This is a genomic window from Desulfonauticus submarinus (genome assembly GCF_900104045.1).
GTDB lineage: Bacteria > Desulfobacterota > Desulfovibrionia > Desulfovibrionales > Desulfonatronovibrionaceae > Desulfonauticus > Desulfonauticus submarinus.
On the sequence record NZ_FNIN01000012.1, the window covers coordinates 28267 to 52517 of the forward strand.

Below are 24251 nucleotides of genomic sequence, written 5' to 3' on the forward strand. Positions count from 1 at the left end.
ATCAAAAATGAAAAAGATTTTATTGTTGTTTATTGTTTTTTCTTTTTTTCTAGGGGCGTGTGAGGATAAAGATTATCCTTATGTAGATTTAAATGATCGTCAAGATATTGCTATTTCTCCCTCCAAACCTGCTTTGACTTATGCTTATTTGCCTCAATATTCGCATACAGTCTCTTTTGAACGACATCATCTTTTGGTAAAATATCTTAGCGCTGTTACAGGGTTGCCAATTAGACAGGTTTTCCCTGATTCTTTTGCAGATCATATTAAAATGGTGGGAAACGGAAAGCTAGATATCTCTTATTCAAATCCTTTTGTTTACGTAAAGATTGCTAAGCGTTATAAAGCTCAAGCTATTGCAAGAGTAGTTGAAAATACAGGAACTCCATATTTTCGAGGCCAAATCATTTGTCGAAAGGATAATAAGGCAATTAATTCTGTTTCTGATTTAAAAGGAAAGTCTTGGATTGCTGTGGATCCTTCGTCAGCAGGTGGTTATCTTTTTGTGTTAGGTTATCTCTTGAATCATGGATTAAAACTTTCTGATTTTTCTGAGGTTAGCTTTGCAAGAGGGTCTGGAGGCAAACAAGAGCAAGTTGTTATGGCAGTTTATTTAGGAAAATATGATTTTGGCTCTATTAGAGAGGGAACTTTAGATGTAGTTAAAAAAGAGATAGATGTTTCTCAGATCCGTGTTCTTGCCAATACTCAATGGTATCCTGGTTGGGTGTTTGCAGTTAGAAGTGGGCTTAGTAAAAACGTTAAGGAGAAAATTCAGCAGGCTTTGTTAAGATTAGATATTGCAAAGCCAGACTATAGAAAAATTTTAGAAGCAGCAGGCTTTAAAAAAGTGATTTTAGCTACAGATAAAGACTATGATCCTATTCGTAATTTATGTAAGAAATTAAATATTAACTTAGATGAATAAATTAAAAAATATTTATTTTTCAAGATTACCGTTTCGAACCAAAATAACCTATGGTCTTAGTTTACTATTGTTGTTTTGTGGTCTTAGTGTTGGTTATTTTGTTACCCAAATTTCAGAGAAATCTATTTTATGGGAACATTATAGTAGAGGAAAGACTCTGGTAAAAAGTTTTGCTTATAGAACGATAGAACCCTTACTTGCCAGAAACTATCTTCAATTACAAAAGGTAATTACAGAACTTAAAAAATATCCAGAATTTACCTATGCCTATATTTTAGATGAACACAAGAATATTTTAATTCATTCTTTTGATAATGGATTCCCTTTAAAGTTATTGCAAATAAATGCAGCTCTTACCAATGAGATAAGTATTATAACCATTAAAACAAATTTGGGATTAGTAGATGATTTTGGAATAAAAATTACTTTAAAGGGTGAAGATATTGGGTATATTCATCTTGGCTTAAATAGACATGGTATTGCTCAAATTTTAGCTTCTCAAAGAAGAACAGCTTTTTTTACTACTTTAGGGATAATTTTTTTAGGTATATTTTTGGCTCATTGGTTTTCTCAAAATATTACTCGGCGTTTAGAGACTTTAAAATTATCTGCAGATGAGATTATTAAAGGTAATTTAGATGTACAGGCGGGTCCTTTATTTGCAAGAAATTGTTGGGATATTATGCACTGTAAGCAAAAAAATTGTCCTGCCTATAAAGATACTAGGAGACGTTGTTGGCATTTGGTTGGAACTTTGTGTGAAAATTGTAGCCAAGAAGGTTATCCTTCTAAATTGAGTTCTTGTGTGAAATGTAAAGTATATCAACAACTTTCTGGAGATGAAGTTCAAGATCTAGCCGAAGTTTTTGATGTAATGGCGTTAAGTTTAAAAAATTATATCTCTGAGATTAGAAATCAACAAAAAGAGTTAAAACGACAGGAAAATTTACTTAGAACCATAGTTAATACTACTCCTGATTTTATTACCTTCCAAGACATAGATTTAAAGTATCAGATGGCCAACAAAGCGTTTTGTGATTATTTTAAAACAACAGAAAGAGATGTCTTAGGGAAAACAGATTTTGATATTTTTTCTCCTGAACAAGCAGATCATAATTATCACGAGGATAAACAGATTTTTCTTACGAAAAAACCTCTTTCTAAAGAGATTCAGGTAAGAAAAGGGAAACAGGAACGATGGTTTCATGTATTAAAGGTTCCTGTGTTTGAAGGTGATAAGATGGTGGGCCTTTTACTTACTGCCAGAGATATTACTATGTTGAAAAAGTATCAGGAACAACTTTTGGCTTCTCAAAAAATGGAACATTTAGGTCGATTAGCTGGTGGTGTTGCCCATGAGATAAATACGCCCCTTAGTATTATCCTAGGTTATACTCAACTTTTGTTAGAAGATGTGGACAATCCTCAATGGAGAGAGGATCTAAAAACTATTGAAAAACAAACAAAAGTTTGTCGAAAAATTGTTGCGGATTTACTTCGTTTTTCAAGGCAAGGTCCAACAGAAGCCAAAAATGTCGACTTAAATGCTTCTTTAAAAGAGGTTGTTTCTTTAATTGAACATACTTTTTCCTTAAGTCATGTAACTATTTTAACTAATTTTGATTCTAGCTTACCTCCTATTAAAGGAGATGGAGAAAAATTAAAACAAGTTTGGCTAAATTTGTTAAATAATGCCTTAGATGCAATAGGAGAAAATGGATATATTTTTATTAGAACAAAGCTCTGTGCCCATAGAAGAAGGATTGTGGTTCATTTCCTAGATACTGGCTCTGGCATTCCTCAAGAAAATTTAGATAAAATTTTTGATCCTTTTTTTACCACCAAAGAAGTTGGAAAAGGTACTGGCTTGGGTCTTTCTGTAACTTTTGGTATTATAAGAGATCATGGAGGAAGGATTTTTGCTTATTCTCCTCCTCCTGTAGAATATTTGCCCAAAGAAGATAAAGCAGATGATAAAGAATGGGCAACTATTTTTATTATAGAGTTGCCTTTAAAAGAGGAAAAGTTGCCAGACGACTTAGAACCCTGTCAGGGTTAGAGTTTATTTTTTAATTTTAACACACGTTGTTTTTTATATTAGGTCCTATGAGGGGGTAAAAATGGCCAAGATTTTAGTTTTAGATGATGTGGAGGATCAGACAATTTTATTAAAAAGAATTTTAGGACGTAAAAATTATGAAGTAATAACTTTTACTTTAGAAGAAGAAGCTTTGAATTGGATAAAAGATAATCCTGTAGATTTAGCAATTTTAGATATAAAATTAAAAAAATCTAGTGGTATAGAGGTGTTAAAGGCTTTAAAAAATATTTATCCTAAAATTAAAGTCATTATGCTCACTGGTTATCCTACTTTGGAAACAGCTCAGCAAGCACTGCAGCTGGGAGCAAACGAGTATTTAGTAAAACCAATAGATAAATCTGAATTAGAAGAAAAAGTAGCCAAGGTTTTGGCTGAGTAAATGGATTGGTTAAAAAAATTCTATTTTCTTTTAAAGGCTAAAGTTTTTCCCTTAACAGCGTCTTTAAAATACAAACATTTTAGAGAACTTTTGCTTTGGGATCGCCGTTCTTTAGAAAGCATTGCGCAAATAGAGGAGATTATCTTAAAAAAAATCCCATGTGATTTTTACTTTTTATCCTTGAAGATAGATGAAGTAAAAAAGTATGTAAAACAGACTATAGAATGTTTAATTCAAATAAATCCTCAATATATAATTTTAAGAGAATATTTTAAAAAGGTTTGTTTTTATCTTGATTTAAATTTAAAGTTTGCATTCCCTTCTCCAGAACTTCCTTTTGTTTTGCCTCTTTACCAGGCTAAAAATTCTTTTTTATGCGGAGGCAAAGCATCTTCTTTGTCTAAAATATTAGAATTAGATATAAAGATAAATATTCTCCCTGGGTTTGTAATTACTACCCAAGCATTTTCCTTTTTTTTAAAGGAAAATGATTTGATCAGTTTTATTAGATTGCAGCTATCATCTTTAGATAATAATGATTTTTCTAAGATAAAAAAAATAAGCTCTGAGATTCAAGAAAAAATTTTAAATAGCCCTGTTCCTGATAAACTTAAACAGGAAGTAGAACATGCTCTTAAAAATCTAAAGTTCAGTAAATTTGCCTTTCGCTCTAGTGCGCATCTTGAAGACAGTTGTTTTTCTTTTGCAGGGCAATACAAGTCGTGTTTAAATGTAGAGAAAAATAAGTGGGAAGAGGCATATAAACAAGTATTAGCTAGTAAATATGCTCCTTCAGCGATAACTTATCGTCTCAAATCCCACCTACCAGACACAATGACTCCAATGGCTGTTTTGGTTATGCCCATGTTAAGTCCAGAGAAAAGTGGAGTAATGTACACCTCTTTGCCAGAGAATAGAGCAAATTTAGGTATTTTTTATGTTTCTGGGATAGGAGAAAATCTTGTAGGAGGAGAACAAAAAGGAGATAAAATTATATTAGAAAAAAAATATAACAAAAAAATAGAACTGTTAGATAAAGGGATTAAAACCCTCTTCAAATGGGGGCTAGCCTTAGAAAATATCTTACAACACCCATTAGATATAGAGTGGGCAATTCAAGATTCTAGAGTGTATTTGTTGCAGGTTCGTCCTTTTATGTTTTTTGAACATTCTTCAAAAGAGATAGATCTTCCTGTTTTGACTGAGGGAAGTGGAGTATCTTTTGGATTTGGTTGTGGCTCTATTTTTGTTTTAAATAGTTTAAAAGACATAGAGAAGGTTCCAGCTAAAAGTATTGTTTGGACAAAATATTTATATCCTGAGCTCACTCTTATTTTAGATAAAGTTTCAGGGATAATTGCAAAAGAAGGAAGCCTTGCTTCTCATTTTAGTCATATCGCACGGGAAATAGCAAAGCCTGTACTTACAGGCATTACATTAGATGAGCTACCTTTAAATGGCCAAGTTGTATCAATAGATGGTCAAACAGGCAAAGTATTTTTAGGCAAAATTAAAATAAATGAAAGTATAAAATCTACTCCATTTGAATGTAAAAGTGCTGAAACATTAAATAAAATATTGACTCATTTATCTAAATTAAATCTTGTTACTACAGATGAAAACTTTGTCCCAGAAAATTGTAGATCTTTACATGATTTAGTGCGTTATTGTCATGAAATGGCTATTAAAGAGATGTTTTATTTACAACCAAGTAATAGGAAAAGAGTAGTGAAACAGTTAAAAACAAGTCTACCTCTTTCTATTTTTATTTTTAATTTAGGTAGCGCTTGGGAAAAATTTAAAAAAGACAAAAAATATATTAATCTAGAGGATATAAAAAGCACTCCATTTCAGTATTTATTTAAAGGTTTTTTAAATTCTGCTGTTTCTTGGGGAAATACGCCACCTAATTTTGATTGGGATAAGTTTGATGACTTGAGTGCAGGTATATTTAATCCTAAGAATGCTATTGAACTAAATAGTTTTTGTCTTTTAGATAAAGATTATATGCACTTTATGTTGCGTTTTGGTTATCATTTTACATTAATAGATGCGCTTGTATCAGATATAACAGAACAAAATTATGTTCAAGTTAGTTTTAAAGGAGGAGGAGGACTAGAGATTGGGAAAAATTTAAGGTTAAAATTAATTTCTTTTGTTTTTAGAAAGATGCACTTTCAGATAAAACGAGAAGGAGATTTTTTAAAGGCAACCTTAAGATCAAGAACAAAAGATGAACTTAAGATGATTTTAGAATTACTAGGTATTCTTTTTGGATTGACTAGAATGCTAGATATGCATTTAAATTTTTCAAATTATAAAAATTATGTTCATACTTTTTTAAATTTGCTTAAAGAATATGGATTTTAATATGTTTAATGGTATTGCTAAATTTTTTTCTCCTCCCAAAAAGAGTATAAATTGGGTAACTGCTAATTTAGCTGAAGGACCTGCACCTACAACTATACGGCAAATTAACTTTTTAAAAAATAATGGAATTCAAGCTATTTTAAATTTATGTGCTGAATGTCCGTGGATCGTAGAAAATGAGAGAAAGGCCGGATTTGAGGTTTATTTTTTACCTGTAGAAGATGAAGATGTCCCTTCTTGGGATGAACTAGAAAAGGCTTTAACCTGGTTAGAGGAGAATATATTTTTAGGCAAAAAGGTATATATTCACTGCAAATACGGTATTGGTAGGACAGGAACAATTTTAGCTGCTTATCTTTGTAGGCGTGGTATGAGTTTAAAGCAGGTAGAATCTGTTTTGAAATCTCTTAGAGCTAAACCAGAAAGTTATCCTCAATGGCAGTTACTTTTAAAATATCAAAAAACACAAGGTCATTTAAAAGAACTTAGTCCATGTATTTCTTTAGAATGTGGTTTGCATTATATTCCGTTTTTTAAAGCACTTCAAAAGATTTATAATCAGGTTGAGTCCTTTTATTCTCCTAATCAAAGACAATGTGGGAAAGAACATTCATTATGTTGCAGAAAAGGAAAAAAACTTTTTTTGGTTGAGGCATATTATTTACAATTTAACTTTAATCTTGCGCTTAATTTAAATATTAGAAATAAAATTTTAAATAATTTGAATAGTAACATGCTTTGCCCCCTGAATAACAATAGTAGTTGCATTTTATTTAATTATCGACCATTTGATTGCAGATTAAGTGATTTTGCTACAAAGGATATAGAAAGATTAAATTATTTTAAGAATAAAATTTTTAAAATCAATATGAGCTTTTTAAAAGTTAATTTTCAAATTAAAAATTTTCAGCACAAGTTCGATATAGAACAATCTATTAGTGGAAAATATGTTCAGAGCTTTTTTTCTTGTATTGTGCATAAAAAATAATTTTTAGACAATAACAATTCAAACTAAAAAAGATAAATTTTATTTTTTAAATTGTTAATAAAATTAGTAAAATTAAGATGTTTAACTTATTTTTAAAAGAAAATCTTTTAAGCGTAATATTTTATCTCTAATCTGGGCAGCTTTTTCAAATTCTAGGTTTTTAGCAAATGTGTTCATTTGTTTTTCTAATTTTTTTATTTCTTTTTCTATTTCTTGAGGGGTTTTACTATAAAATAAAGTTGTTTCTTCTTTTATTTCTTTAGAGATGTCTTTTTCTGAGCAATAAAGATCATATAAGGCATGGTTAGCTTGTTTTTTTATAGTAGTTGGTGTGATATTATGGGTTTGATTAAATTTCTGTTGTTTTTTACGTCTGCGGTTTGTTTCGTAAATAGCTTGCTGCATAGCAGGAGTGATTTTATCTGCATACATAATAACTTTTCCATTTACGTTTCTAGCCGCTCTTCCAAAAATTTGGATAAGAGAACGAAAAGATCTTAAAAAACCTTCTTTATCAGCATCTAAAATAGCTATTAAAGCTACTTCTGGCAAATCTAATCCTTCTCTTAATAGGTTTATACCAATTAATATGTCGAATTCATCTGTTCTTAGCCCTTGAATTAAGTTTACCCTTTCTAGGGTATCTATATCGGAGTGCATATACTTACATCTCAAGCCTCTTTCATCTAAGAATTCACTTAAATCTTCTGCTAACCTTTTAGTAAGAGTTGTAATAAGTATTTTTTGTTGTTTTTGGGTAGCTTTTACACATTCTTGAATTAAATCTGGAATTTGATTCGCAGTTGGTCGTACTTCAATTTCAGGGTCTAAAAGACCTGTTGGGCGAATAATTTGTTCTATGATATAGGGAGTAGAACGTTCTAACTCCCAATCTCCTGGAGTGGCAGAAACATAAATACATTGGTTAATGCAGTTTAAGAATTCTTTAAAGTTTAAGGGACGATTGTCTAATGCTGATGGAAGACGAAAGCCAAACTCTACTAGGGTTTGTTTACGGGATCTATCTCCATTGTACATGCCTCTAATTTGAGGAATAGTGATATGTGATTCGTCAATAAACAAGATAAAATCTTTGGGAAAGTAATTTAATAAACAGGCAGGAGGTTCACCTGGTTTTCTACCATCTAAATGTCTTGAATAATTTTCTATACCTTTACAATATCCTAATTCTTCCATCATTTCTAGATCATAAAGAGTCCTTTCTTCTAATCTTTTGGCTTCGAGAAGTTTTCCTTGGGAGTTTAGAACTTCTAACCTTTGCCTAAGTTCTTCTCTTATATCTATCATGGCTCTTTTAAGATTTTCTCTGTCAGACACATAATGGCTTGCAGGAAAGATAATAGTTTTAGGTAAAGGTCTTATTACTTCACCGGTAAGCGAATCTATTTCATATATATTATCTATTTCATCGCCAAAAAATTCTATTCTTATAGATTTATCTTCCATATAAGATGGAATTATCTCTAATACATCTCCTCGTATTCTAAATGTTCCTCTCTTGAAGTCATATTCGTTTCTCTCATATTGAACTTCTATTAACCTACTAATCAAATGTTCTATATCTATCTTTTGTCCTTGTTCAACTGGAACAATTAATTTTGAATAGTATTCAGGTGAACCTAATCCATAAATACAAGAAACAGAAGCAACAATAATTACATCTTTTCTCGTCAATAGAGAATGTGTTGCTGCATGTCTTAATTTATCTATTTCTTCATTTATTGAGGAATCTTTTTCAATGTAAATGTCTTGATGCGGTAAATATGCTTCTGGTTGGTAATAATCATAATAGCTTACAAAATGTTCTACAGCATTTTCAGGGAAAAGGGACTTAAATTCAGAGTAAAGTTGGGCTGCCAGAGTTTTGTTTGGAGCTATTATAAGGGCAGGCTTATTTACCTGTGCAATAACATTTGCCATAGTGAAAGTTTTGCCAGAGCCTGTAACTCCTAGGAGTACTTGTTCTCTTATCCCTTGATTTAAATTTTGGACTAAAGAGGTAATGGCCTGAGGTTGATCGCCTTTTGGTTTTAAGTTAGTTTTCAGTTTAAATCTCATAAGTAGTGCTATTCATGGATATTAAATTGGTTCTATAAGAGACTTTATATCTGCTGGTTTTCCAAAATAAGGCCATGAGGTTACCATAAGGACAACACCTGCTTTAGCATATCCTTCTACATTTGATGGGTTTATGCCGCCTGCAATGGCTACTTTGCACTGGGGATTATTTTTTTGAATTTCTGAAATTACTTTTTTTGTATCTTGAATAGAAAATTTGTCTAATTGTAAAATATCTACTCCTGCTTTAGCCAACTTTATAGCGTCTTTTAGATTATGGACTTCTACTGTGATTGTTTTTTCTGGGGCATTTTGTTTTAATTCTGATAACCTTTTAATAAAACCATCTATCCCTCCTAAGAACTTTAAATGCTCATCAAATACTAAAATTGTTTCAGAAAGTCCTAGTCTATGAGGTAATCCTCCTCCTGCCAGAACTGCTTTTATAGATAATTTTTTTGTAAAGGGCATATTTTTTCTAGTAGTAACTACTTTTGCTTTTGGATTGATATTTTGTGCAAGATCGACCAATTGTTTTGTTCTAGTAGCAATTCCAGAGCTATATTCTAACCAGATATTCCCTAACCTCCAGATTTTATGAATGGCATCAACCCCACCTTTTGCCTGAAAAAAACAGATATTTTTTTCTAAAGTTGTTCCTGAAGGAGTTGTCTTAATGACTTGTAATCCTAGTTTTAGGCATAGCCTTTCTACCTCTTCTGTTCCGCAGATAGTGGTTGTTTCTCTAGTTGAATAAGATATTTTAGCTTGTTGAGAGTTAGATAAACCTAAACTAAAGGTAGTAAGGTCTGCATAAGGTATATCTTCTTCAATGTATCGGTCTAAGTCAGATTCAGAAAAATAAATCATGTTATCCTCCTTAAAGTAAGGTCTTAGGAATTTTTAGGTTTGAGGTATAATTTTTAAATTTTCTGGTTTTAAGTAAATAAAAACTTTTTTCCCTGGTCGTAAGTTTAGCTGTTTTAACATATTGTAAGTCATAAGTGCTCGGCAAGAAAAATTATTGCTTTTTAAATGTAAGGTAAACAGATTTGTTTCTTTAAAAATATGTTCTATATAAGCTGGAAAGATGTTAGGCAATTTTTGGGGTGGCTCTAGGAAGATCATTATCTCATCTGGCTTTATACAAAGAAAAACTTTTTTTGAGGATGGTTGAAAGTCTGTTGTATGGAGAATACAACCATTACATTCTAAGAGAGTTCCTGAAGAATAAACTCTTTGTACTCGCGCTTCAAAAATATCTGTGCCTATAAATTTAGCAATAAATTTTGTTTTAGGTTGAGAAAAAATTTCCTTTATTGTCCCAAATTGGAGTAATTCCCCTTTTTTGAAAAAAGCGACTTTATTGGCTAAAGACCATACGTCATCTAAATCGTGAGTTACATGAATGATTGTGGTGTTAAATTCTTTGGTAGTCTGTTTTAATAAAATACGTAATTCTCTTTTAGTGTTTATATCTAAGGCTGAAAGTGGTTCATCCATTAATAATAATTTTGGATTTACAATAAGGGCTCTTGCTAAGGCAACTCTTTGTTGTTCCCCGCCAGATAAGGTTTCAGGAAATCGAGATAAAAGATCATCTATTTGTAACTTTTGAGCAATACTCAATACTTTTGCTTTAATTTTTAATTTACTTTTTTCTTTTTTTCGCAATCCATAGGCAATGTTATCAAATACTGTAAAATTAGGTAATAAGGCATAGTCTTGGTAAACTATGCCAATATTTCTTTTACAAGGAGCAAGGTCAACAATGTTTTTTCCTTCTAATAAAATTTGTCCTTGTTTGGGCTTATAAAAACCAATGATGCATTCTAGAAGAATTGTTTTCCCAGATCCAGTGGGTCCTATGATAGTAAGATAATCTCCTTTTTCTATAGAAAGATTAATATTTTTTAGAAAAAAATTTCCTAAAGTTATATGTAAATTTTTGATCTGTAAAAAATTCATAGACTTACCTCTGCTTTTTCAAAAATAAAAATAGCAAGAAAAGATATGATTACCAATACAATTCCACTTGTGATTGCCATACCCATGTTTCCATACGAGATATTTAAATACAGAGTTATTGGTAAAACTTCAGTTTGCATATAAGATCCACCAGCTAAAATTAAAACAGTTCCAAAAGTACCAATACAACGAGCAAAAGAAATCACAGAAGATGCAATAATTCCACTTTTAGCCAAGGGTAGACTAACATTTATAAAAGTTTCATATTGAGTGTATCCTAAGCTGCGAGAGACAAATTCTAAACGGGGATTGATAAAGTCAAAAGTAGATTTCATTATTCGAATTGCATAAGGTAAAGCAGTAAAAAATTGGGCAGCTACAATACCTTGCTTGGTAAAGACAAAGTTTAGTCCGAGTTTTTGGAGCATGCTTCCAAAACCAGTGTTCCCGAAAAGTAAAAGCAAACATAGACCTAATACTAACTCTGGAAAAGCTACTGGTAGATCACAGATTGTTTTCACTAATGTTTTCCCCCAAAATTCAAAACGAGAAAGGGTATATCCTATGGGCAAGGCAAAAAACATTACCAAGAGAGAGGAAATAAGGCTGGTAGTTAAGGATAGTTTTAGAGAAAATATCATTTCAGAAGTCAATAAATTGGTCCAAATTTCTTTAAAGTTTGGAACCATAAAAAGAGATAAAATCGCCCCTATTAAAAGTATTGTAATAAAAAAGGAAATAAGCAGGAAACTAGCTTTAAACCAGTTTATTTTGAACATGGCTTAAATCCCCATTTTTCCCATATTTTAAGACCTTCAGGAGAAGAAATATATTCGTTAAACAAAGCGGCTAGTTTTTTTTGTTTGCATGCAATGGTAATTGCCGTGGGAATTGTTTTGATGATGTTATTTTGAGGTGAAATTGGAATTATTTGTATTTTGTTTTTGTTTTCTGCCCAAGCTGTTAAGTCTTGCCAAATAATTGCAGCATCTACTTGTTTTAAGGCAACATAAATTAAAAGTTGATTTACTGTGGGTGCCAGGACTTTAGTGTTTTTTAAAACTTCTTTGTATATCCCCAGATTAGTCAATAGTTTTTTACTAACTTTGCCTATGGCAGGAGATTTTGGATCGCCTAAAGCAACCTTAATTCCTGGTTTGGCCAAGTCTGAGAGTGTGTTGATATGAGCTGGGTTCCCCTTAGGAACCACAATTACTGGAATATGCAACACTAGATTTTTAATACTTTTTTGAATAATCCATCCATTTTTGAGAGCATCTTGGGTGTACTTATAAGCTCCAGGTATAAATATGTCGCAGTATTTGCCTGTGGCAATCATTCCAAACAATTCTCCAGAACTTCCGTAGTGAATGTTTACTCTAACTTTATATTTTTGTTCAAAATTTTGTTTAAGCTCTTCCATTGGTTTAATTAAACCTGCTCCAGCATATATTAAAAGATTTTGAGCTGCGCTGCTAGAAACAGAAAAACAAAATACTGCTGCCAATATTAACCATTTTACAAGATTCATAGTTAAGACCTCCTAACTTTTTTAAAGAAGACAAAGATTAAAAGCATAAAAAAATATTTCTGTCAATATTGACATAAGTTAAAAGAATAAATCTTCTCTTAGAGTATGTTAGAATAAGGTAGGAAAAAGAAACTATTTGTTATAATTCTTGTTCTATATATTTTACCCAGTTAGGAATATTAAAATTTGATGCATGATGATAATAGGGCATATATGGTTTGATATCTAAAACAGGGCTTTTATGTAAGGCCTCGAATCCTAAAACAGTTAAAATATTATTCTCTATATTTAGTAATTTTACAGTTGAGATTAAAATTGAGTTTGGTCGTATAGGAGAACATGTAGCAAATATGCCTTTTGGTTCTATATGGGGGATTCCCATTGGTCTTATTTTACAAGGACATTTTTTATTTTGAATCAGGTGCGGCCAGTAGGTAATAATAATATGCGAAAACTCATGAATTCCTTCTAACATTTCTTGATATTGAGGATAAATAACTATCTGACAACAACTATTTTTTATTTTTTCTCTGTATTTTTTGGCTTTAAGTTTCCATTTTTGGAAATCTTTTGGGTTATCTTTAGGAGGTAATTCTAGAGGTTTTTTAAGTGAACTTTTTACAAAGCCGATGGGATTAAATTTTATCTCAAATTCTTGCATTTTAATTGCCCTATTTATTTATTTATACTAAAGATATTTATTTGTTTGCCTAATGGACCATATATTTTCTTTAATTCTTCATAGACTTCATTACCCACAAAAAAACGATAAATTGAATTTGCCTTTTGTTCTATATTGATATCTTTGAATTTATTTGGGTAAAGTATTTTACCTATAGCATAACAATCTACTAAAGCTGTATCTATGTTAGTAGAGTAGTAGTTATAGGGGAATAAAAGGTAAACATGTTTATTTATAAATGCTTTTAGACTTTTGTAAAAAGGATATTTTTTCCTTAAATCGTGTTGAAAAATTTTAAAACCTCCGCCGTCTAAGAAAATAATCTCAGGGTTTAGTGCTAGCAACATTTCCTTATCTAAAAAAATATGTGTACCTATTGTTGGTGTTAATTGTTGGGCAACATTATTTACTTTAACCCAGCTAAAGGGCAAATATTCTCTATCTGTACTTTCTATACCGTGAGGCCCTCTATAACCTATACAACCTATATAAGTTTGAGCAATATTTTGTAAGGATATCTGTTTAGTTCTTTGTTCTAAATCTTTTTTTGTTTTTTGGATAAAGTCTTGTATTTCCGCTGCTCTCTTTGTTTTATTTAATATTTTCCCTACTAAATTTAAAGATGCATATATTTTTTCAAATTTTTTAAGAGTTAGACTGCCATAATCTAATACTACTACAGGAATATTTAAGATGTTTTGGATTTCGTCTGCTGTATTTTTTTGAAACGCGGTAGCGAATATTACTTGAGGCTTTAAGGTTAAAATTTTTTCTAAATAAGGTTTTTTATTTATGCCTGCAGGCCCTCCAGGGCCTATGGCAGGCAATTTGGAGAGGAAAGGGTTTGCAATTAAATATGGCGTACACTTTTTTTTGCGTTTTTCTATTTTTTCTACGCCAACTACAAGGTGTTGAGCTTGTAAATAGACTATTAAGCGCAAACATCCTGGCCCAAGGCAAATAATTTTGTTTATTTTTTCTGGCACATTTACTTTTCTGCCCAAGAGATCAGTAAAAATTTGGGCTTTTGCATTAGAAATAATAAAAAATACACATAATAATCCTAAAAATATTTTTTTCATAATGGCACCACCACTGGATTTTTATTTATATAATTTATAATTACATTTACTCCATATATTTCTTTAATAATCTCAGGAGTTATGTCATTTTTTGAATTTGCAATAAATGGAATATTGTTTTTATTTATAAAAATAAATCTATCCCCAAATTTAAGAGCTAAATTAATGTCATGGATACTGATAATAGTAGATATCTTTTTTGTTTTTGTGGCTTTTTTTATAAGAGACATGATTTCTAATTGATTTTTTAAATCCAAACTACTGGTTGGTTCGTCAAAAAGAATGATTTTAGGCTCTTGTACTAATGCCCTTGCTATGATAACTTTTTGAATTTCTCCTCCACTCAAGTGGGATAAAGGTTTTAGAGCTAAAGGTTGGAGGGAAAGTTCTTGAATAATATTGTCAACTAAATTTAAATCTTTGGTAGTTGCTTTCCAAGAAAAATGTGGTTTTCTACCTAATAAAATAGTTTCATAAACAGTTAAAGAAGAAGTGGGAGGAATTTGGGGCACATAAGCTAAGTGTTTGGCCAACTTATTGGTGGGCACTTGTTTTATATTTTTATTAGCTAAGAATATAGCACCTGTATATTTTGATAGAATTTTGGCAATGCATTTTAAAAGAGTTGATTTCCCTGCTCCATTTACACCTAAAAGACATAAAATTTCACCTGTTTTTATATAAAAAGAGATGTTTTTTAAGACAGAGTCTTTTTGATAACAAAAATTGAGATTTTTTACAGTTAAAACCATCTTGAAGACCTCATCAATAAATATAAAAACATTGGAGCACCAAGAAAAGATGTAGTTATTCCCACTGGCAAATTACCTAAATGAAAAATGTTTCTGGCAATATTGTCAGCTCCTAAAAGTAAAACTGCCCCAATTACACAAGAGCAGGGTAAAAGTAATAAAAAGTTGTTACCTGTAAGTTTTCTGGCTAAGTGGGGGCTAATTAATCCAACAAAAGCAATAATTCCCAAAAAAGAGGTAATAATAGCTGCTAATAAGGAAGAGATTAAAATTAGAGTAATTTTAATTCGTTGAATGTTGATTCCCAATGTATAGGCTGTTTCTTCTCCACAGTCTAAAGCATTTAACTCCCAACTTTTGGCAAAAGAGTAGATAGCTGAAAATATCACTAATATCCCCATGATCATAATTTCTGTCCAATTTGCGCGGGCAACATCTCCAAAAGTCCAAAATACTACACTGGCTAATTGAGTTTCATCTGCAAGATATTGGATTAAAATAGTAGCAGCACTAAAAAGAGAAGAAATAGCAACTCCAGCTAAAATGATTGATTCAGAACTTAGTCTTTTTAATCTAGAGAGATATAAAATAACAATAGAGCCACTTATTGCACCTAAAAAGGCAAAGGTAGAGGTGGAAAGAAATTTATTTCCAAATATAATTACACTTAAAGATGCTCCAAAAGCGGCTCCATGCGTAATCCCTAGAGTAGAAGGAGAAGCAAGAGGATTTTTTAATATGCCTTGAATCAAGATACCTGCCAAAGATAAACCACATCCTCCGATTACAGCAGAAAATATTCTAGGTAGACGAATGTTTAAAAGGATAGTTCTTTTTAAAGAGTTTTCTTGTCCTAAAAAAATATTAATTATTTCTGGAATCGTTAGTTTGTATGTTCCTAAAAGCGTAAAGGTTATTATGCAGATAAATAAGAATAATATCCAGCGGAATAAAAGATTTTTTTTACGATTGAATTGCTTATTATACGAAAATGTACATTCTGACATTTTATCCTCAAAAATAAATTTTGGCTTTGTGTTATCTTTTAATTAATATTATGTCAATCGGTTCTAAGTATTACAAAATAATATTTATAGTAAACGGGGCGCGCTTGTTATTTTGTTGGGTGATTTGAGGATTATGTTTTATTTGTATTTTTAAGAGAAATGGGTTGATTTTTGTATTAATTAAGATAATTATTTTTCCTAAATTTTTAAGCTATTAAGTCTAGGAGGAGATAGATGAAAATAAATTTAAGTTGGAGAATATTTTTCGCAATTTGGATTTGTTTTATAATCGGCTGTGCCCAAAAACCCGTTCAAACCCAAAGTAAGTCTTATTTTCCTTTAACGGTTATTCATGTAAATGACACTCATTCTCATCTTGATCCTATTTCTTTAAAAATAAAATTAGATGGTAAAAAATATTATGTTAAAAGTGGAGGATATGCAAGAATATATTCTTATGTAGAAAAAATAAGAAAAGAAAGAAAGAATGTATTCTTCTTGCATGCTGGAGATATGGTACAAGGTACTATATATTTTACTTTGTGTCATGGAAAAGCAGATATAGATGTTTTAAATTCGTTATCCTTAGATGCTGCTGTGTTAGGTAATCATGAATTTGATAAAGGCCCAAAATTTTTATTACATAACATTTTATTTAAAGCTAAATTTCCTATTTTAAGTGCAAATGTAAAATCTAATTTATTTAAGAATATATTTTATCCTTTTATAATAAAAAAATTTAAAAAAGAAAAAGTTGCTATTGTTGGACTTACAACACCCTCTACAAAAGTTATCTCTTCCCCTGGCCCTGATGTAAAATTTGAAAATACATTAAAAATAGCTCGAAATGTAGTTAGTTATTTAAAATCTAGCGGTATTAATAAAATTATCTTTTTAACTCATCTTGGATTTAAAAGAGACCTTGAACTTGCTAAAAAAGTAGAAGATATAGATGTTATAGTAGGTGGGCATTCACATACTCTACTAGGTCAGTGGGATATTTTGGGCAAACACGATCTTCCTCCTTATCCTGTACTTATCTATAATGATAAAAAACCTGTTTTGATAGCAACCAGTTGGGAGTGGGGTAAAGTGGTTGGTGACTTAGACTTGGTATTTGATTCTAAGGGAGTATTGTTGCCAGCTAGTTGGAAAAATTCCAAATGTATAATGTTAATTAGTTCTGAAATAAAGTTTAAAACTAAAAGTGGGGAAAAAGTTCTTGTAAAAGGTACTGACTATAAAATGTTGATTCAGAAATTAGCAAAATCCAATGTTATTGTTATGCCAGAGGATCAAAAAATTAAGGCTATTATTAACAAGTATTCAAAAATAGTTGAAAAGCAAAGACAAAAAGTTGTTGCTACTATTACTCAAAATTTGTGGCATGTGCGTTTGCCTGGTGACACAGTAGAGGGACAAAAGTTGAAACAGGGTTCTCTATTAGCCCCTTTAGTTGCAAAAGCCTTTTTACTTAAGGCTAGACAAAATGGTGGAGCTGATTTGGCTTTGGAAAATGCAGGAGCTGTTCGTAAAAGTCTTAAAAAAGGAAAGGTTTCATTGGCAGATATTTATGAGGTGCTGCCATTTGGCAATACCTTATGCGTATTACAGATTACAGGTAAAAAATTAAAAATAGCCCTAGAAAATGCTGTGAGGCGCTCTTTGTTAGAAAAGAAAAATACAGGCTCTTTTCCTTATCTTGCTGGGGCTAGATTGATTTGGTCTAATAATAAAGAACTGATGGGTATAGAGGTGTTTGAAAATGGTGCTTGGGAATCTTTAAAAGAAGATAAAGTGTATAGAGTAGTTACAAATTCATATTTAGCTAGCGGTGGAGATTTTTATAAAGAGTTTAAAGGTGCTGTTAAAGAAGATTTGGGTTTTTTGTGTGCAGATGTTTTTTTAGAATTTTTAAGAGGAAGTAATTTTTAATGAGCAAAGAAGATATATTAGAGGCTAAGAAAATTTTAGATTTGCCAGATAAGGTATCTTTAAAAGAGATTAAACAAAAATATTATATGTTATTAAAAAGGTGGCATCCTGATAGGTGTAAAGAAAATCAGCAGAAATGTAAGGAGATGACTCAAAAAATAACAATAGCTTATTCTATTATTTTAAAATATTTTGAAGAGTATAAAATTGATTTTAGTGAAAAGGCATTAAAAGATGTTCTTTCTCCAGAAGAATGGTGGTTTGAGCGTTTTGGGCATGACCCTGTGTGGGGAAAGAAGAATAGATTTTAACTAATTTTTGATTAAGACAAAAGTTACTCCAAAATTTCTGTGTCTTCATGACTATATGGAGGCGCACAACAACACAAAATTTTTAGATCAGTATCTTCTGTATTAGTTACTTGATGAGGTGTATTAGGGGGTATTAAGATCGTATCTCCTTTAGTAATGTGAAAAATATTTTCTCCTAACGTCATTTTTCCTTGTCCTTCTAAGACATGATAAATTTCTTCTGATGTCTTATGGATATGTAAAAAAGTTGTTTTATAAGGAGGAATAATTGCTTCAGCAAGACTTTGGTTGCTATTTCCATGAACTTTAGGATGCATAAGCTCTTTGATAATGGAATTATCTTTGGTAATATATTCTTTTAATTCTAAATATTTAGTTATAATAGGCTTACTTAGCTTGCTCATATATCCTAAGGGTTTTTTGGTAAAATGTTTGCTCTGTAAGTTTAGAAATAGTTTCCTGTTCAGACTTTAGGATATTTATTTTAAAGTTGGGGTCAAGACATTTTTCGATTTTTTTGGCAAGTTCTTTAGGATTGTTAGGAGAGACAAGGGCGTTTTGGGGTAATATATCTGGCAAAACTCCTACTTTTGTGCCAATAAGAGGAATTTTACAAGCCATTATTTCTAATCCTGCTCTTATAATTGTTTCAGAATATAAAGAAGCTACAATTCCTAAATCTAGAGCATTTATAAATGCCCTAGGATTAGATATTTTGCCTGTAATAGTAGTAATCTCTGCAATTTTATATTGATGGAGCCAATTTTTAATGGTGTTTTCCGATAATGCTGAACTAAATCCTATAAGTAATAGTCGGATATGATTGATTTTTTTTTGATTATATAGAATAGAGATAGCCTGAATTAATTGTTTTTGGCCTTTTACTTTATCAAATCGACCTAAAAGCCCAACCACGAAGTGATTTGAGTTAAATTTGAGGTCAGCTCTAGTTTGTTGGCGTTCTTTTGGGGAAGCATAGAATTTTTGTGTGTCTACCCCACCTATTACTAAAAAAAGTTTTTCTTTTGGAACCCTAAGTGCATGGGTAAAATGATTGAACATTCTAGAATTTGTTGCAATAACGGCTTTAGCTACTTTTCTATGAAGCCAGAGATTAAAAATATTATTTTTGGGTAAACGTTGATCCCCTCTTGTTCTGATAAGTTTATATTTAAATTTTTTTGCTAAGAGTCCAAATAAAATAAAGGCTTCTCCTCGATGACAATTGATAATATCTGGTTTAAACTCTTTTATTATTTGCTGAAGTTGTAAATAGGTGTGAACAATTTTTAAAGGATTATTGGTATTGAGTTCTAAAGTCTTATAACTCAGACCTGTTTGTTTAACTTTGTTTAAGGTTTGCGTTTTGGGTAAACAGAGGATAAGAACTTTATGCCCACGTTGGGCAAATAGTTGACCTAAAAAGAGTCCATACCATGCAGTGGCATTAAACCAACGAACATTTATAACTTGAATAATTCTCATGTTAGTTTCTGTAATAATTCCTACTTATAATAGAGCTTCTTTTTTAAAAGATGCTGTATTGTCGGTCCTTGAACAAACATATACTAACTTAGAACTTATAATAGTTGATGATGGTTCCACAGATGATACCTCTTCAGTTGTAAGTAGAATTAAGGATAAACGTTTAAGATATTTTTATCAAGAAAATAAAGGTGTTGCAGCTGCAAGGAATTTTGGACTTAGTTTAGCTAAAGGAGATATTATTTCTTTTTTAGATTCAGATGACTATTGGCTGCCTACTAAATTGGAAAAACAGGTAAATTTTCTCCAACAAACTAATTTTTGCGTTGTTCAGTGTTTAGAAAAATGGATTAGAAAAGGTAAACTCGTTAATAAGAAAAGAAAGCATTTTATGCCTGCTGGTTGGTTTTGGGAAAAGGCTCTGGAAATGTGTTTGATTGGGCCATCTTGTGTTTTGTTATATAAACAGGTGTTTGATGAAATAGGCTTGTTTGATGAAAATTTTGTTGCCTGTGAAGATTATGAGCTTTGGTTAAGACTTCTTTTGCACTATCCTGTAGGTATTGTGCCAGAAGAATTGGTGGTTAAAAGAGGAGGACATTTTGATCAACTCTCAAGAAGTATTTTAGGTTTGGATTTGTATCGTATTTATGCTTTGATAAAGCTCAAAAAACGTATTGTTAAAGATGTGGCTTTAGTGGAGAAGATGTTACAAACAAAAGCCAAATTTTATATTCAAGGCTGTTTAAAGCGAGGCAAATTAGAAGAAGCTGAGCGCATTATAAAATTATTAAATATTAAATAGAAAAGGAAACAGAAATTTTAGCTTTAAATTACTTCTGTTTTATCCATAGCTTTAGACTTAATTTCATCAAGTAGCTCACTTAGTACAGGTTTTACATGTTCTCTAATATCTCCTGCTACGATAATAAAGAGAAGATCATCTCCAGGCAAAAATTCTCCTTCCTTAGCGTTCACTATAATTTTAAAGATACCAGGTTTTTGTTCATATTGTTGGACTAATTTTTCTATAAGATGATAGTTAGGTTTTACCTTTAATTTTTTTACTAGGCCTTCTCTTTTTCTTGACCAAGCCCTTACAGTCCCATTGTGAATAAGTATCATTCCTACTTGTTCTGCAAAGCCTGGTAATTTTTTTAATTTTTTTATTTCTTGGCTAATATCCATCTTTTGTTTCTTATTAGGTGGGATAAATAGGTTAAATAGTAAAATAAAAAGGCGGGATAATCCCGCCTTTATTTTTAGCACGCAGCAATAAACTATACACAGCCAGTTGGTTTTGGCAAACCAGCCATCTTACATGCTCCCTTACCAGGTCCAGATGGGAACAATTCATAGATTTGTTTCAACTTGAAGCCAGTAACCTTGGAAAGAATTCTAACCATAGGAGCGATACCATTCTTTTTGTAGTAGTCTTGTAAGAATTCGATAACTTTTCTATGATCGTCAGTAATTTCCTTGATGCCTTCTTGTTCTTTTACATATTCAACCCACTCTTCACACCAGTCCTCAAACCTTTGTAAGAAACCGTCTTCATCAACTTCAAATTTTTTGCCTTTGAATTCAACAACAGCCATTTTCTAACCTCCTTAAAAGATTATTTTTTGTTGACCCTGAACCACCAGAGTCACATTCTCTATTAATGCATAGCTAAGATTTCCTAAAATAAGACATTATTTTTTGTCAATGTTTTTTTAAAAAACAGGTCATTTACTTATTATTTAAAGTAAGGTGAAGACTCGATCTTTTTATATTACATTGTATTTAGTTCTTTTTGGGCAAAGTCAAGATGTGGTTCTAATTCCAAGGCTTTTTTAAGAAAAAATTTAGCGCTTTCTTGATCTCCTAAATGTTTATAACATATTCCAATATTAGCCAAGTCTATGGCAGAGCCACTATCAAGAGAGAGAGCTTGTTCAAAATATGTTAGAGCCTTAGAATAATCCTTTTGTTTAAAATAAGCTACTCCTATTAAATTATGGTATTCCTTTACATCAGGCACTAGTGAAATAGCTTGAGTTAAAATAGGAGGGATTTCGCTCCATTTTTCTTCTAAGCTTAGACTATAAGCCCAATAAAATAAACTTAACGCTTGTTCTTCTGGCTGAGGTTGGATTTTGCTTGCTTTTTGAAAAAATTTACTTGCTTGTTCAATTTCAGATAGTTTTAATAAGGTCAATCCTTTAAAAAAAGGTATAAAATGGGCATTAGGATAATATTTTTCCAGAATATTTAGCTTTTCCCAAGCAGCTTCAGGTGGTTCATTTTCTGCTATTAATCTTCCTACAAAAAGGCCTAAACTAGCTTGAGAAGTCCTTTCTCTAAAGGCGAATCCTGGTATTATGTTGTAGTTAGTAGGAATATTTAAGTTAGGATGCATAGTAGAGATGGCATATAGAGTATAATCCATCTGTTTTAAAGCAGAAGCCAATGATTTTAGTTCGTTGTAAATATCATCTGCTTCTAAATTGGGAAGGCAGTTAAGAGAAATAAATTCTCCTTGCATGACCCAATCTACTTCTTTTAACGAAGTATATTTTGCTAATCCTGAGGGCTCATAGGTACTATTAGTAGAAAAATCTCCACCAAGCTGAGCTACTTCTGTAAGGGCTCTAATAGCTGCTTTGGCTGGTGAAGTAGCTGTCCCTGCTGTGAAGACTATTTCACTTTTATAAGGAAATGTACTTGGATCATACGCTAAAGCTGCTATTGTGGGTACAGGAAAACCATAAGAGAAATCTTTAAGCCATACTTTTATACCTTGACGTGTGAACTTATTCCAAAGGTCCACGAGAGTTTGATCTGTAAAGGTTGTGGGATCAATAGTGGGACATATTTGTTTTTGTCCTTCAATTAGGGCACAGACATGTCGTTCTATAAGTTCACAAGCGCCTTGGAGTATAGACTCTTCAAATGTATTTCCTGCTGATGAGCCATTATATTCATTTAAAAGTTTGAACCAGTTAAAGGGTAAGTAAGTCTCTTCTTCTGTAGTTATTTTTAAGGCTAAGGTAAAATCCCATTTTATTAAGTCTAAAATCTCAATTGCTTTGCTAGGAGATAGATTGTCTTGTACAGATTTAAGTAGTTCTTTTATGGGTATTACTTTTTCTCCAAATTTGTTTTTAGCTTCAGAGTATGTTAAATGAAAAAAGTTCTCTTTTTCTTGGACAAAATTAAAAAAACTAAAACGTTCTACCAATTCCATTAAAGCAGAAGCTTTTGCTTGTTCTGGAGAAGAACCTTTCCCCATTTGCTTGCGAGAAGGCATAATCTTTTTAGCCTTAGGTCCACAGATACTCATATAAACGGGGATACCTAATCTGCCTATGTCGATTCTTTTTAATTCAAAAAGAATCTCTTGTCCGAATTTTTTTAACGCACTTTCTACCTTTTTTACTGTGTGTTCAGGAGAGAATGCTTTATCTAGATCTTTTGTATATTTTTTAGGACATGCTTTAAGTTTAAACATATTTTTTTAACTTCAATCTAAAAATATTACATAGAAATTTTTCATTATCTGTATCGTCTTGGCTTTTATAGCCAATAGTTTTTTGTTGGATGTGAAATTCTTTTTTTGCTAAATCAAAAAAATGGTTAGATTTACGGGTATAACTCTGGGATAAGATAACTTCATTTTCTTTTTTAGCCTTTAAATTTTTACTTAAAAATTTTACTAAAGGCCTATAACTATGTTCTAAATATAATACTTCAGAACCGATGATATAATCTACTGGCTCAATGTTTTGAGACTCAATAAAATTTATTTTTTTTACTTCTGCATTTTTGTTTAATTTATTTTTTAAAATATTTATTTGCATAAATAAAAGTGCATCAGGTTCAATATCAGATAAAATGACTTTAAATCCTTTTTTGGCAAGAAAAAGGCCACATAGCCCTAATCCTGCTCCAATTTCTAAAACAGTTTTGTTAGAATTAGTCGGGATATATTTTAAAAGAAAATGCGTCAGAAGTACTGAAGCAGGCCAAATTTTAGCCCAGAAGGGGAGTTCTATTTGTTCTTGGGTTTGGGCAAGTTTATCAATATAAGATTCCAAATCTTTGATTTGGAGAATAGAGAGGCTAATGCCTCCTATCTTAATAGGTTCAAAGGTAAGAGGATATTTTTTTTCTGCGATTTGTATTAATTCATTTAGAGAATATTTTTGTATATTTTGTATCATCTTTTTTCCTTGCTTCTAATTAATGGGCTTAGACTTTTAGAGTAAAATTTTTAGAGAGGCAAGTTTTAATATTGGAGCGGGAGACGGGATTTGAACCCGCGACTTCAACCTTGGCAAGGTTGCACTCTACCACTGAGTTACTCCCGCGGATATTGATTTTTGAGAGAACTAGGAAAAAGATTTTAAGTGGAGGCGGCATCCGGATTTGAACCGGAGAATGGCGGTTTTGCAGACCGCTGCCTTACCGCTTGGCTATGCCGCCTTGTTTGGAGCGGGAGACGGGATTTGAACCCGCGACTTCAACCTTGGCAAGGTTGCACTCTACCACTGAGTTACTCCCGCTCACATACTTGAGACGTACTTCTTTAATCCAAGCTATGTTTAACTGTCAAGGTTTTGTTTCGGTAGTTTTTAATTAGTTTTTCTCTTAAATGGCATAGTTTTTCAC

At 31.5% G+C, this 24251-nt stretch carries 23 protein-coding genes and 3 tRNA genes; 8 read left to right on the forward strand and 18 right to left on the reverse strand.

Annotated elements, in window-relative coordinates; genetic code table 11:
* Positions 1-7 precede the first annotated feature (7 nt).
* The 5 genes from BLP60_RS08785 to BLP60_RS08805 all read left to right on the forward strand — a co-directional run bounded on the left by BLP60_RS08785 (position 8) and on the right by BLP60_RS08805 (position 6766).
* Positions 8-928 carry a phosphate/phosphite/phosphonate ABC transporter substrate-binding protein gene (locus BLP60_RS08785; protein WP_092066098.1) on the forward strand — a complete coding sequence of 307 codons (921 nt, stop codon included), beginning with the start codon at positions 8-10 and terminating at the stop codon, positions 926-928.
* A complete protein-coding gene (locus tag BLP60_RS08790; protein WP_092066100.1) occupies positions 921-2987 on the forward strand; it encodes an ATP-binding protein in 2067 nt (688 codons plus the stop codon). Before BLP60_RS08785 ends, BLP60_RS08790 begins: the two co-directional genes overlap by 8 nt.
* Before the next feature lie 61 nt (positions 2988-3048).
* Entirely contained in the window at positions 3049-3408 is a 360-nt protein-coding gene (locus tag BLP60_RS08795; protein WP_092066102.1) for a response regulator, read from the forward strand.
* Positions 3409-5778 carry a PEP/pyruvate-binding domain-containing protein gene (locus BLP60_RS08800; protein WP_092066104.1) on the forward strand — a complete coding sequence of 790 codons (2370 nt, stop codon included), beginning with the start codon at positions 3409-3411 and terminating at the stop codon, positions 5776-5778. It begins immediately after the preceding gene.
* A gap of 1 nt (position 5779) precedes the next feature.
* Positions 5780-6766 carry a protein-tyrosine phosphatase family protein gene (locus tag BLP60_RS08805; RefSeq protein WP_159427721.1) on the forward strand — a complete coding sequence of 329 codons (987 nt, stop codon included), beginning with the start codon at positions 5780-5782 and terminating at the stop codon, positions 6764-6766.
* An 81-nt stretch (positions 6767-6847) separates the two neighbouring features.
* On the opposite strand, the gene uvrB is transcribed toward BLP60_RS08805, so the two are convergent.
* The 9 genes from uvrB to BLP60_RS08850 all read right to left on the reverse strand — a co-directional run bounded on the left by uvrB (position 6848) and on the right by BLP60_RS08850 (position 15867).
* The gene (gene uvrB / locus BLP60_RS08810; RefSeq protein WP_092066108.1) at positions 6848-8845 is read right to left on the reverse strand and encodes an excinuclease ABC subunit UvrB; all 1998 of its coding nucleotides are present in this window, start codon (positions 8843-8845) and stop codon (positions 6848-6850) included.
* Positions 8846-8866: 21 nt separating this feature from the next.
* Positions 8867-9715, reverse strand: a complete 849-nt coding sequence (modD, locus tag BLP60_RS08815) for a ModD protein (protein WP_092066110.1) — start codon at positions 9713-9715, stop codon at positions 8867-8869.
* Between the two features lie 33 nt (positions 9716-9748).
* Positions 9749-10813 carry an ABC transporter ATP-binding protein gene (locus tag BLP60_RS08820; protein WP_092066112.1) on the reverse strand — a complete coding sequence of 355 codons (1065 nt, stop codon included), beginning with the start codon at positions 10811-10813 and terminating at the stop codon, positions 9749-9751.
* Positions 10810-11592, reverse strand: a complete 783-nt coding sequence (locus BLP60_RS08825; RefSeq protein ID WP_092066114.1) for an ABC transporter permease — start codon at positions 11590-11592, stop codon at positions 10810-10812. Before BLP60_RS08825 ends, BLP60_RS08820 begins: the two co-directional genes overlap by 4 nt.
* Positions 11580-12344, reverse strand: coding sequence for a molybdate ABC transporter substrate-binding protein (modA, locus tag BLP60_RS08830; protein ID WP_092066116.1), 765 nt, complete (start codon positions 12342-12344; stop codon positions 11580-11582). The genes BLP60_RS08825 and modA overlap by 13 nt, the downstream gene beginning before the upstream one ends.
* Before the next feature lie 139 nt (positions 12345-12483).
* On the reverse strand, positions 12484-13005 hold the full coding sequence (gene tsaA / locus BLP60_RS08835) for a tRNA (N6-threonylcarbamoyladenosine(37)-N6)-methyltransferase TrmO (protein WP_092066118.1): 522 nt from the start codon (positions 13003-13005) through the stop codon (positions 12484-12486).
* Between the two features lie 14 nt (positions 13006-13019).
* The gene (locus tag BLP60_RS08840) at positions 13020-14108 is read right to left on the reverse strand and encodes an iron ABC transporter substrate-binding protein (protein ID WP_092066120.1); all 1089 of its coding nucleotides are present in this window, start codon (positions 14106-14108) and stop codon (positions 13020-13022) included.
* A complete protein-coding gene (locus BLP60_RS08845) occupies positions 14105-14860 on the reverse strand; it encodes an ABC transporter ATP-binding protein (protein ID WP_092066122.1) in 756 nt (251 codons plus the stop codon). Before BLP60_RS08845 ends, BLP60_RS08840 begins: the two co-directional genes overlap by 4 nt.
* Positions 14851-15867, reverse strand: coding sequence for a FecCD family ABC transporter permease (locus BLP60_RS08850; protein WP_092066124.1), 1017 nt, complete (start codon positions 15865-15867; stop codon positions 14851-14853). The genes BLP60_RS08845 and BLP60_RS08850 overlap by 10 nt, the downstream gene beginning before the upstream one ends.
* A 234-nt stretch (positions 15868-16101) precedes the next feature.
* Here BLP60_RS08850 and BLP60_RS08855 point away from each other — a divergent pair, with 234 nt between their 5' ends.
* Positions 16102-17802 carry a bifunctional metallophosphatase/5'-nucleotidase gene (locus BLP60_RS08855; RefSeq protein ID WP_092066126.1) on the forward strand — a complete coding sequence of 567 codons (1701 nt, stop codon included), beginning with the start codon at positions 16102-16104 and terminating at the stop codon, positions 17800-17802.
* The gene (locus BLP60_RS08860; protein WP_092066128.1) at positions 17802-18113 is read left to right on the forward strand and encodes a J domain-containing protein; all 312 of its coding nucleotides are present in this window, start codon (positions 17802-17804) and stop codon (positions 18111-18113) included. The genes BLP60_RS08855 and BLP60_RS08860 overlap by 1 nt, the downstream gene beginning before the upstream one ends.
* 23 nt (positions 18114-18136) lie before the next feature.
* Here BLP60_RS08860 and BLP60_RS08865 read toward each other — a convergent pair whose 3' ends face one another.
* Positions 18137-18517 (reverse strand): cupin domain-containing protein, encoded by a 381-nt coding sequence (locus BLP60_RS08865; RefSeq protein ID WP_092066130.1) that lies wholly within the window; start codon positions 18515-18517, stop codon positions 18137-18139.
* Positions 18501-19598, reverse strand: a complete 1098-nt coding sequence (locus BLP60_RS08870; protein ID WP_092066132.1) for a glycosyltransferase — start codon at positions 19596-19598, stop codon at positions 18501-18503. Before BLP60_RS08870 ends, BLP60_RS08865 begins: the two co-directional genes overlap by 17 nt.
* Here BLP60_RS08870 and BLP60_RS08875 point away from each other — a divergent pair.
* A complete protein-coding gene (locus BLP60_RS08875; RefSeq protein ID WP_092066134.1) occupies positions 19597-20403 on the forward strand; it encodes a glycosyltransferase family 2 protein in 807 nt (268 codons plus the stop codon). The two genes, BLP60_RS08870 and BLP60_RS08875, sit on opposite strands and share 2 nt — an antisense overlap.
* Before the next feature lie 23 nt (positions 20404-20426).
* Here BLP60_RS08875 and BLP60_RS08880 read toward each other — a convergent pair whose 3' ends face one another.
* The 7 genes from BLP60_RS08880 to BLP60_RS08910 form a co-directional block, all read right to left on the reverse strand.
* On the reverse strand, positions 20427-20786 hold the full coding sequence (locus BLP60_RS08880; protein WP_092066136.1) for a molybdenum cofactor biosynthesis protein MoaE: 360 nt from the start codon (positions 20784-20786) through the stop codon (positions 20427-20429).
* A 92-nt stretch (positions 20787-20878) separates the two neighbouring features.
* Complete coding sequence (locus BLP60_RS08885) at positions 20879-21196, reverse strand: TusE/DsrC/DsvC family sulfur relay protein (RefSeq protein WP_092066138.1); 318 nt, start codon at positions 21194-21196, stop codon at positions 20879-20881.
* Positions 21197-21372: 176 nt separating this feature from the next.
* The gene (locus BLP60_RS08890; RefSeq protein ID WP_092066140.1) at positions 21373-23091 is read right to left on the reverse strand and encodes a YcaO-like family protein; all 1719 of its coding nucleotides are present in this window, start codon (positions 23089-23091) and stop codon (positions 21373-21375) included.
* Positions 23084-23803: a class I SAM-dependent methyltransferase gene (locus BLP60_RS08895; protein ID WP_092066142.1), complete on the reverse strand. Its 720-nt coding sequence runs from the start codon at positions 23801-23803 to the stop codon at positions 23084-23086. The genes BLP60_RS08890 and BLP60_RS08895 overlap by 8 nt, the downstream gene beginning before the upstream one ends.
* 72 nt (positions 23804-23875) lie before the next feature.
* Positions 23876-23950: transfer RNA gene (locus BLP60_RS08900), tRNA-Gly, on the reverse strand.
* 40 nt (positions 23951-23990) lie between these two features.
* A tRNA-Cys gene (locus tag BLP60_RS08905) sits at positions 23991-24065 on the reverse strand.
* Positions 24066-24070: 5 nt separating this feature from the next.
* A tRNA-Gly gene (locus BLP60_RS08910) sits at positions 24071-24145 on the reverse strand.
* Positions 24146-24251 lie beyond the last annotated feature (106 nt).

Excerpts from the sequence above, each read along its gene's own strand:
- BLP60_RS08850 (WP_092066124.1), bottom strand. The coding sequence starts at position 15,867 with ATGTCAGAATGTACATTTTCGTATAATAAGCAATTCAATCGTAAAAAA.
- BLP60_RS08845 (WP_092066122.1), bottom strand. The coding sequence starts at position 14,860 with ATGGTTTTAACTGTAAAAAATCTCAATTTTTGTTATCAAAAAGACTCT.
- BLP60_RS08865 (WP_092066130.1), bottom strand. The coding sequence starts at position 18,517 with ATGAGCAAGCTAAGTAAGCCTATTATAACTAAATATTTAGAATTAAAA.
- BLP60_RS08880 (WP_092066136.1), bottom strand. The coding sequence starts at position 20,786 with ATGGATATTAGCCAAGAAATAAAAAAATTAAAAAAATTACCAGGCTTT.
- BLP60_RS08890 (WP_092066140.1), bottom strand. The coding sequence starts at position 23,091 with ATGTTTAAACTTAAAGCATGTCCTAAAAAATATACAAAAGATCTAGAT.
- BLP60_RS08805 (WP_159427721.1), top strand. The coding sequence starts at position 5,780 with ATGTTTAATGGTATTGCTAAATTTTTTTCTCCTCCCAAAAAGAGTATA.
- BLP60_RS08895 (WP_092066142.1), bottom strand. The coding sequence starts at position 23,803 with ATGATACAAAATATACAAAAATATTCTCTAAATGAATTAATACAAATC.
- BLP60_RS08790 (WP_092066100.1), top strand. The coding sequence starts at position 921 with ATGAATAAATTAAAAAATATTTATTTTTCAAGATTACCGTTTCGAACC.
- modA (WP_092066116.1), bottom strand. The coding sequence starts at position 12,344 with ATGAATCTTGTAAAATGGTTAATATTGGCAGCAGTATTTTGTTTTTCT.
- tsaA (WP_092066118.1), bottom strand. The coding sequence starts at position 13,005 with ATGCAAGAATTTGAGATAAAATTTAATCCCATCGGCTTTGTAAAAAGT.
- BLP60_RS08800 (WP_092066104.1), top strand. The coding sequence starts at position 3,409 with ATGGATTGGTTAAAAAAATTCTATTTTCTTTTAAAGGCTAAAGTTTTT.
- BLP60_RS08825 (WP_092066114.1), bottom strand. The coding sequence starts at position 11,592 with ATGTTCAAAATAAACTGGTTTAAAGCTAGTTTCCTGCTTATTTCCTTT.
- BLP60_RS08855 (WP_092066126.1), top strand. The coding sequence starts at position 16,102 with ATGAAAATAAATTTAAGTTGGAGAATATTTTTCGCAATTTGGATTTGT.
- BLP60_RS08820 (WP_092066112.1), bottom strand. The coding sequence starts at position 10,813 with ATGAATTTTTTACAGATCAAAAATTTACATATAACTTTAGGAAATTTT.
- BLP60_RS08785 (WP_092066098.1), top strand. The coding sequence starts at position 8 with ATGAAAAAGATTTTATTGTTGTTTATTGTTTTTTCTTTTTTTCTAGGG.
- uvrB (WP_092066108.1), bottom strand. The coding sequence starts at position 8,845 with ATGAGATTTAAACTGAAAACTAACTTAAAACCAAAAGGCGATCAACCT.
- BLP60_RS08870 (WP_092066132.1), bottom strand. The coding sequence starts at position 19,598 with ATGAGAATTATTCAAGTTATAAATGTTCGTTGGTTTAATGCCACTGCA.
- BLP60_RS08885 (WP_092066138.1), bottom strand. The coding sequence starts at position 21,196 with ATGGCTGTTGTTGAATTCAAAGGCAAAAAATTTGAAGTTGATGAAGAC.
- BLP60_RS08795 (WP_092066102.1), top strand. The coding sequence starts at position 3,049 with ATGGCCAAGATTTTAGTTTTAGATGATGTGGAGGATCAGACAATTTTA.
- BLP60_RS08860 (WP_092066128.1), top strand. The coding sequence starts at position 17,802 with ATGAGCAAAGAAGATATATTAGAGGCTAAGAAAATTTTAGATTTGCCA.
- BLP60_RS08875 (WP_092066134.1), top strand. The coding sequence starts at position 19,597 with ATGTTAGTTTCTGTAATAATTCCTACTTATAATAGAGCTTCTTTTTTA.
- BLP60_RS08840 (WP_092066120.1), bottom strand. The coding sequence starts at position 14,108 with ATGAAAAAAATATTTTTAGGATTATTATGTGTATTTTTTATTATTTCT.
- modD (WP_092066110.1), bottom strand. The coding sequence starts at position 9,715 with ATGATTTATTTTTCTGAATCTGACTTAGACCGATACATTGAAGAAGAT.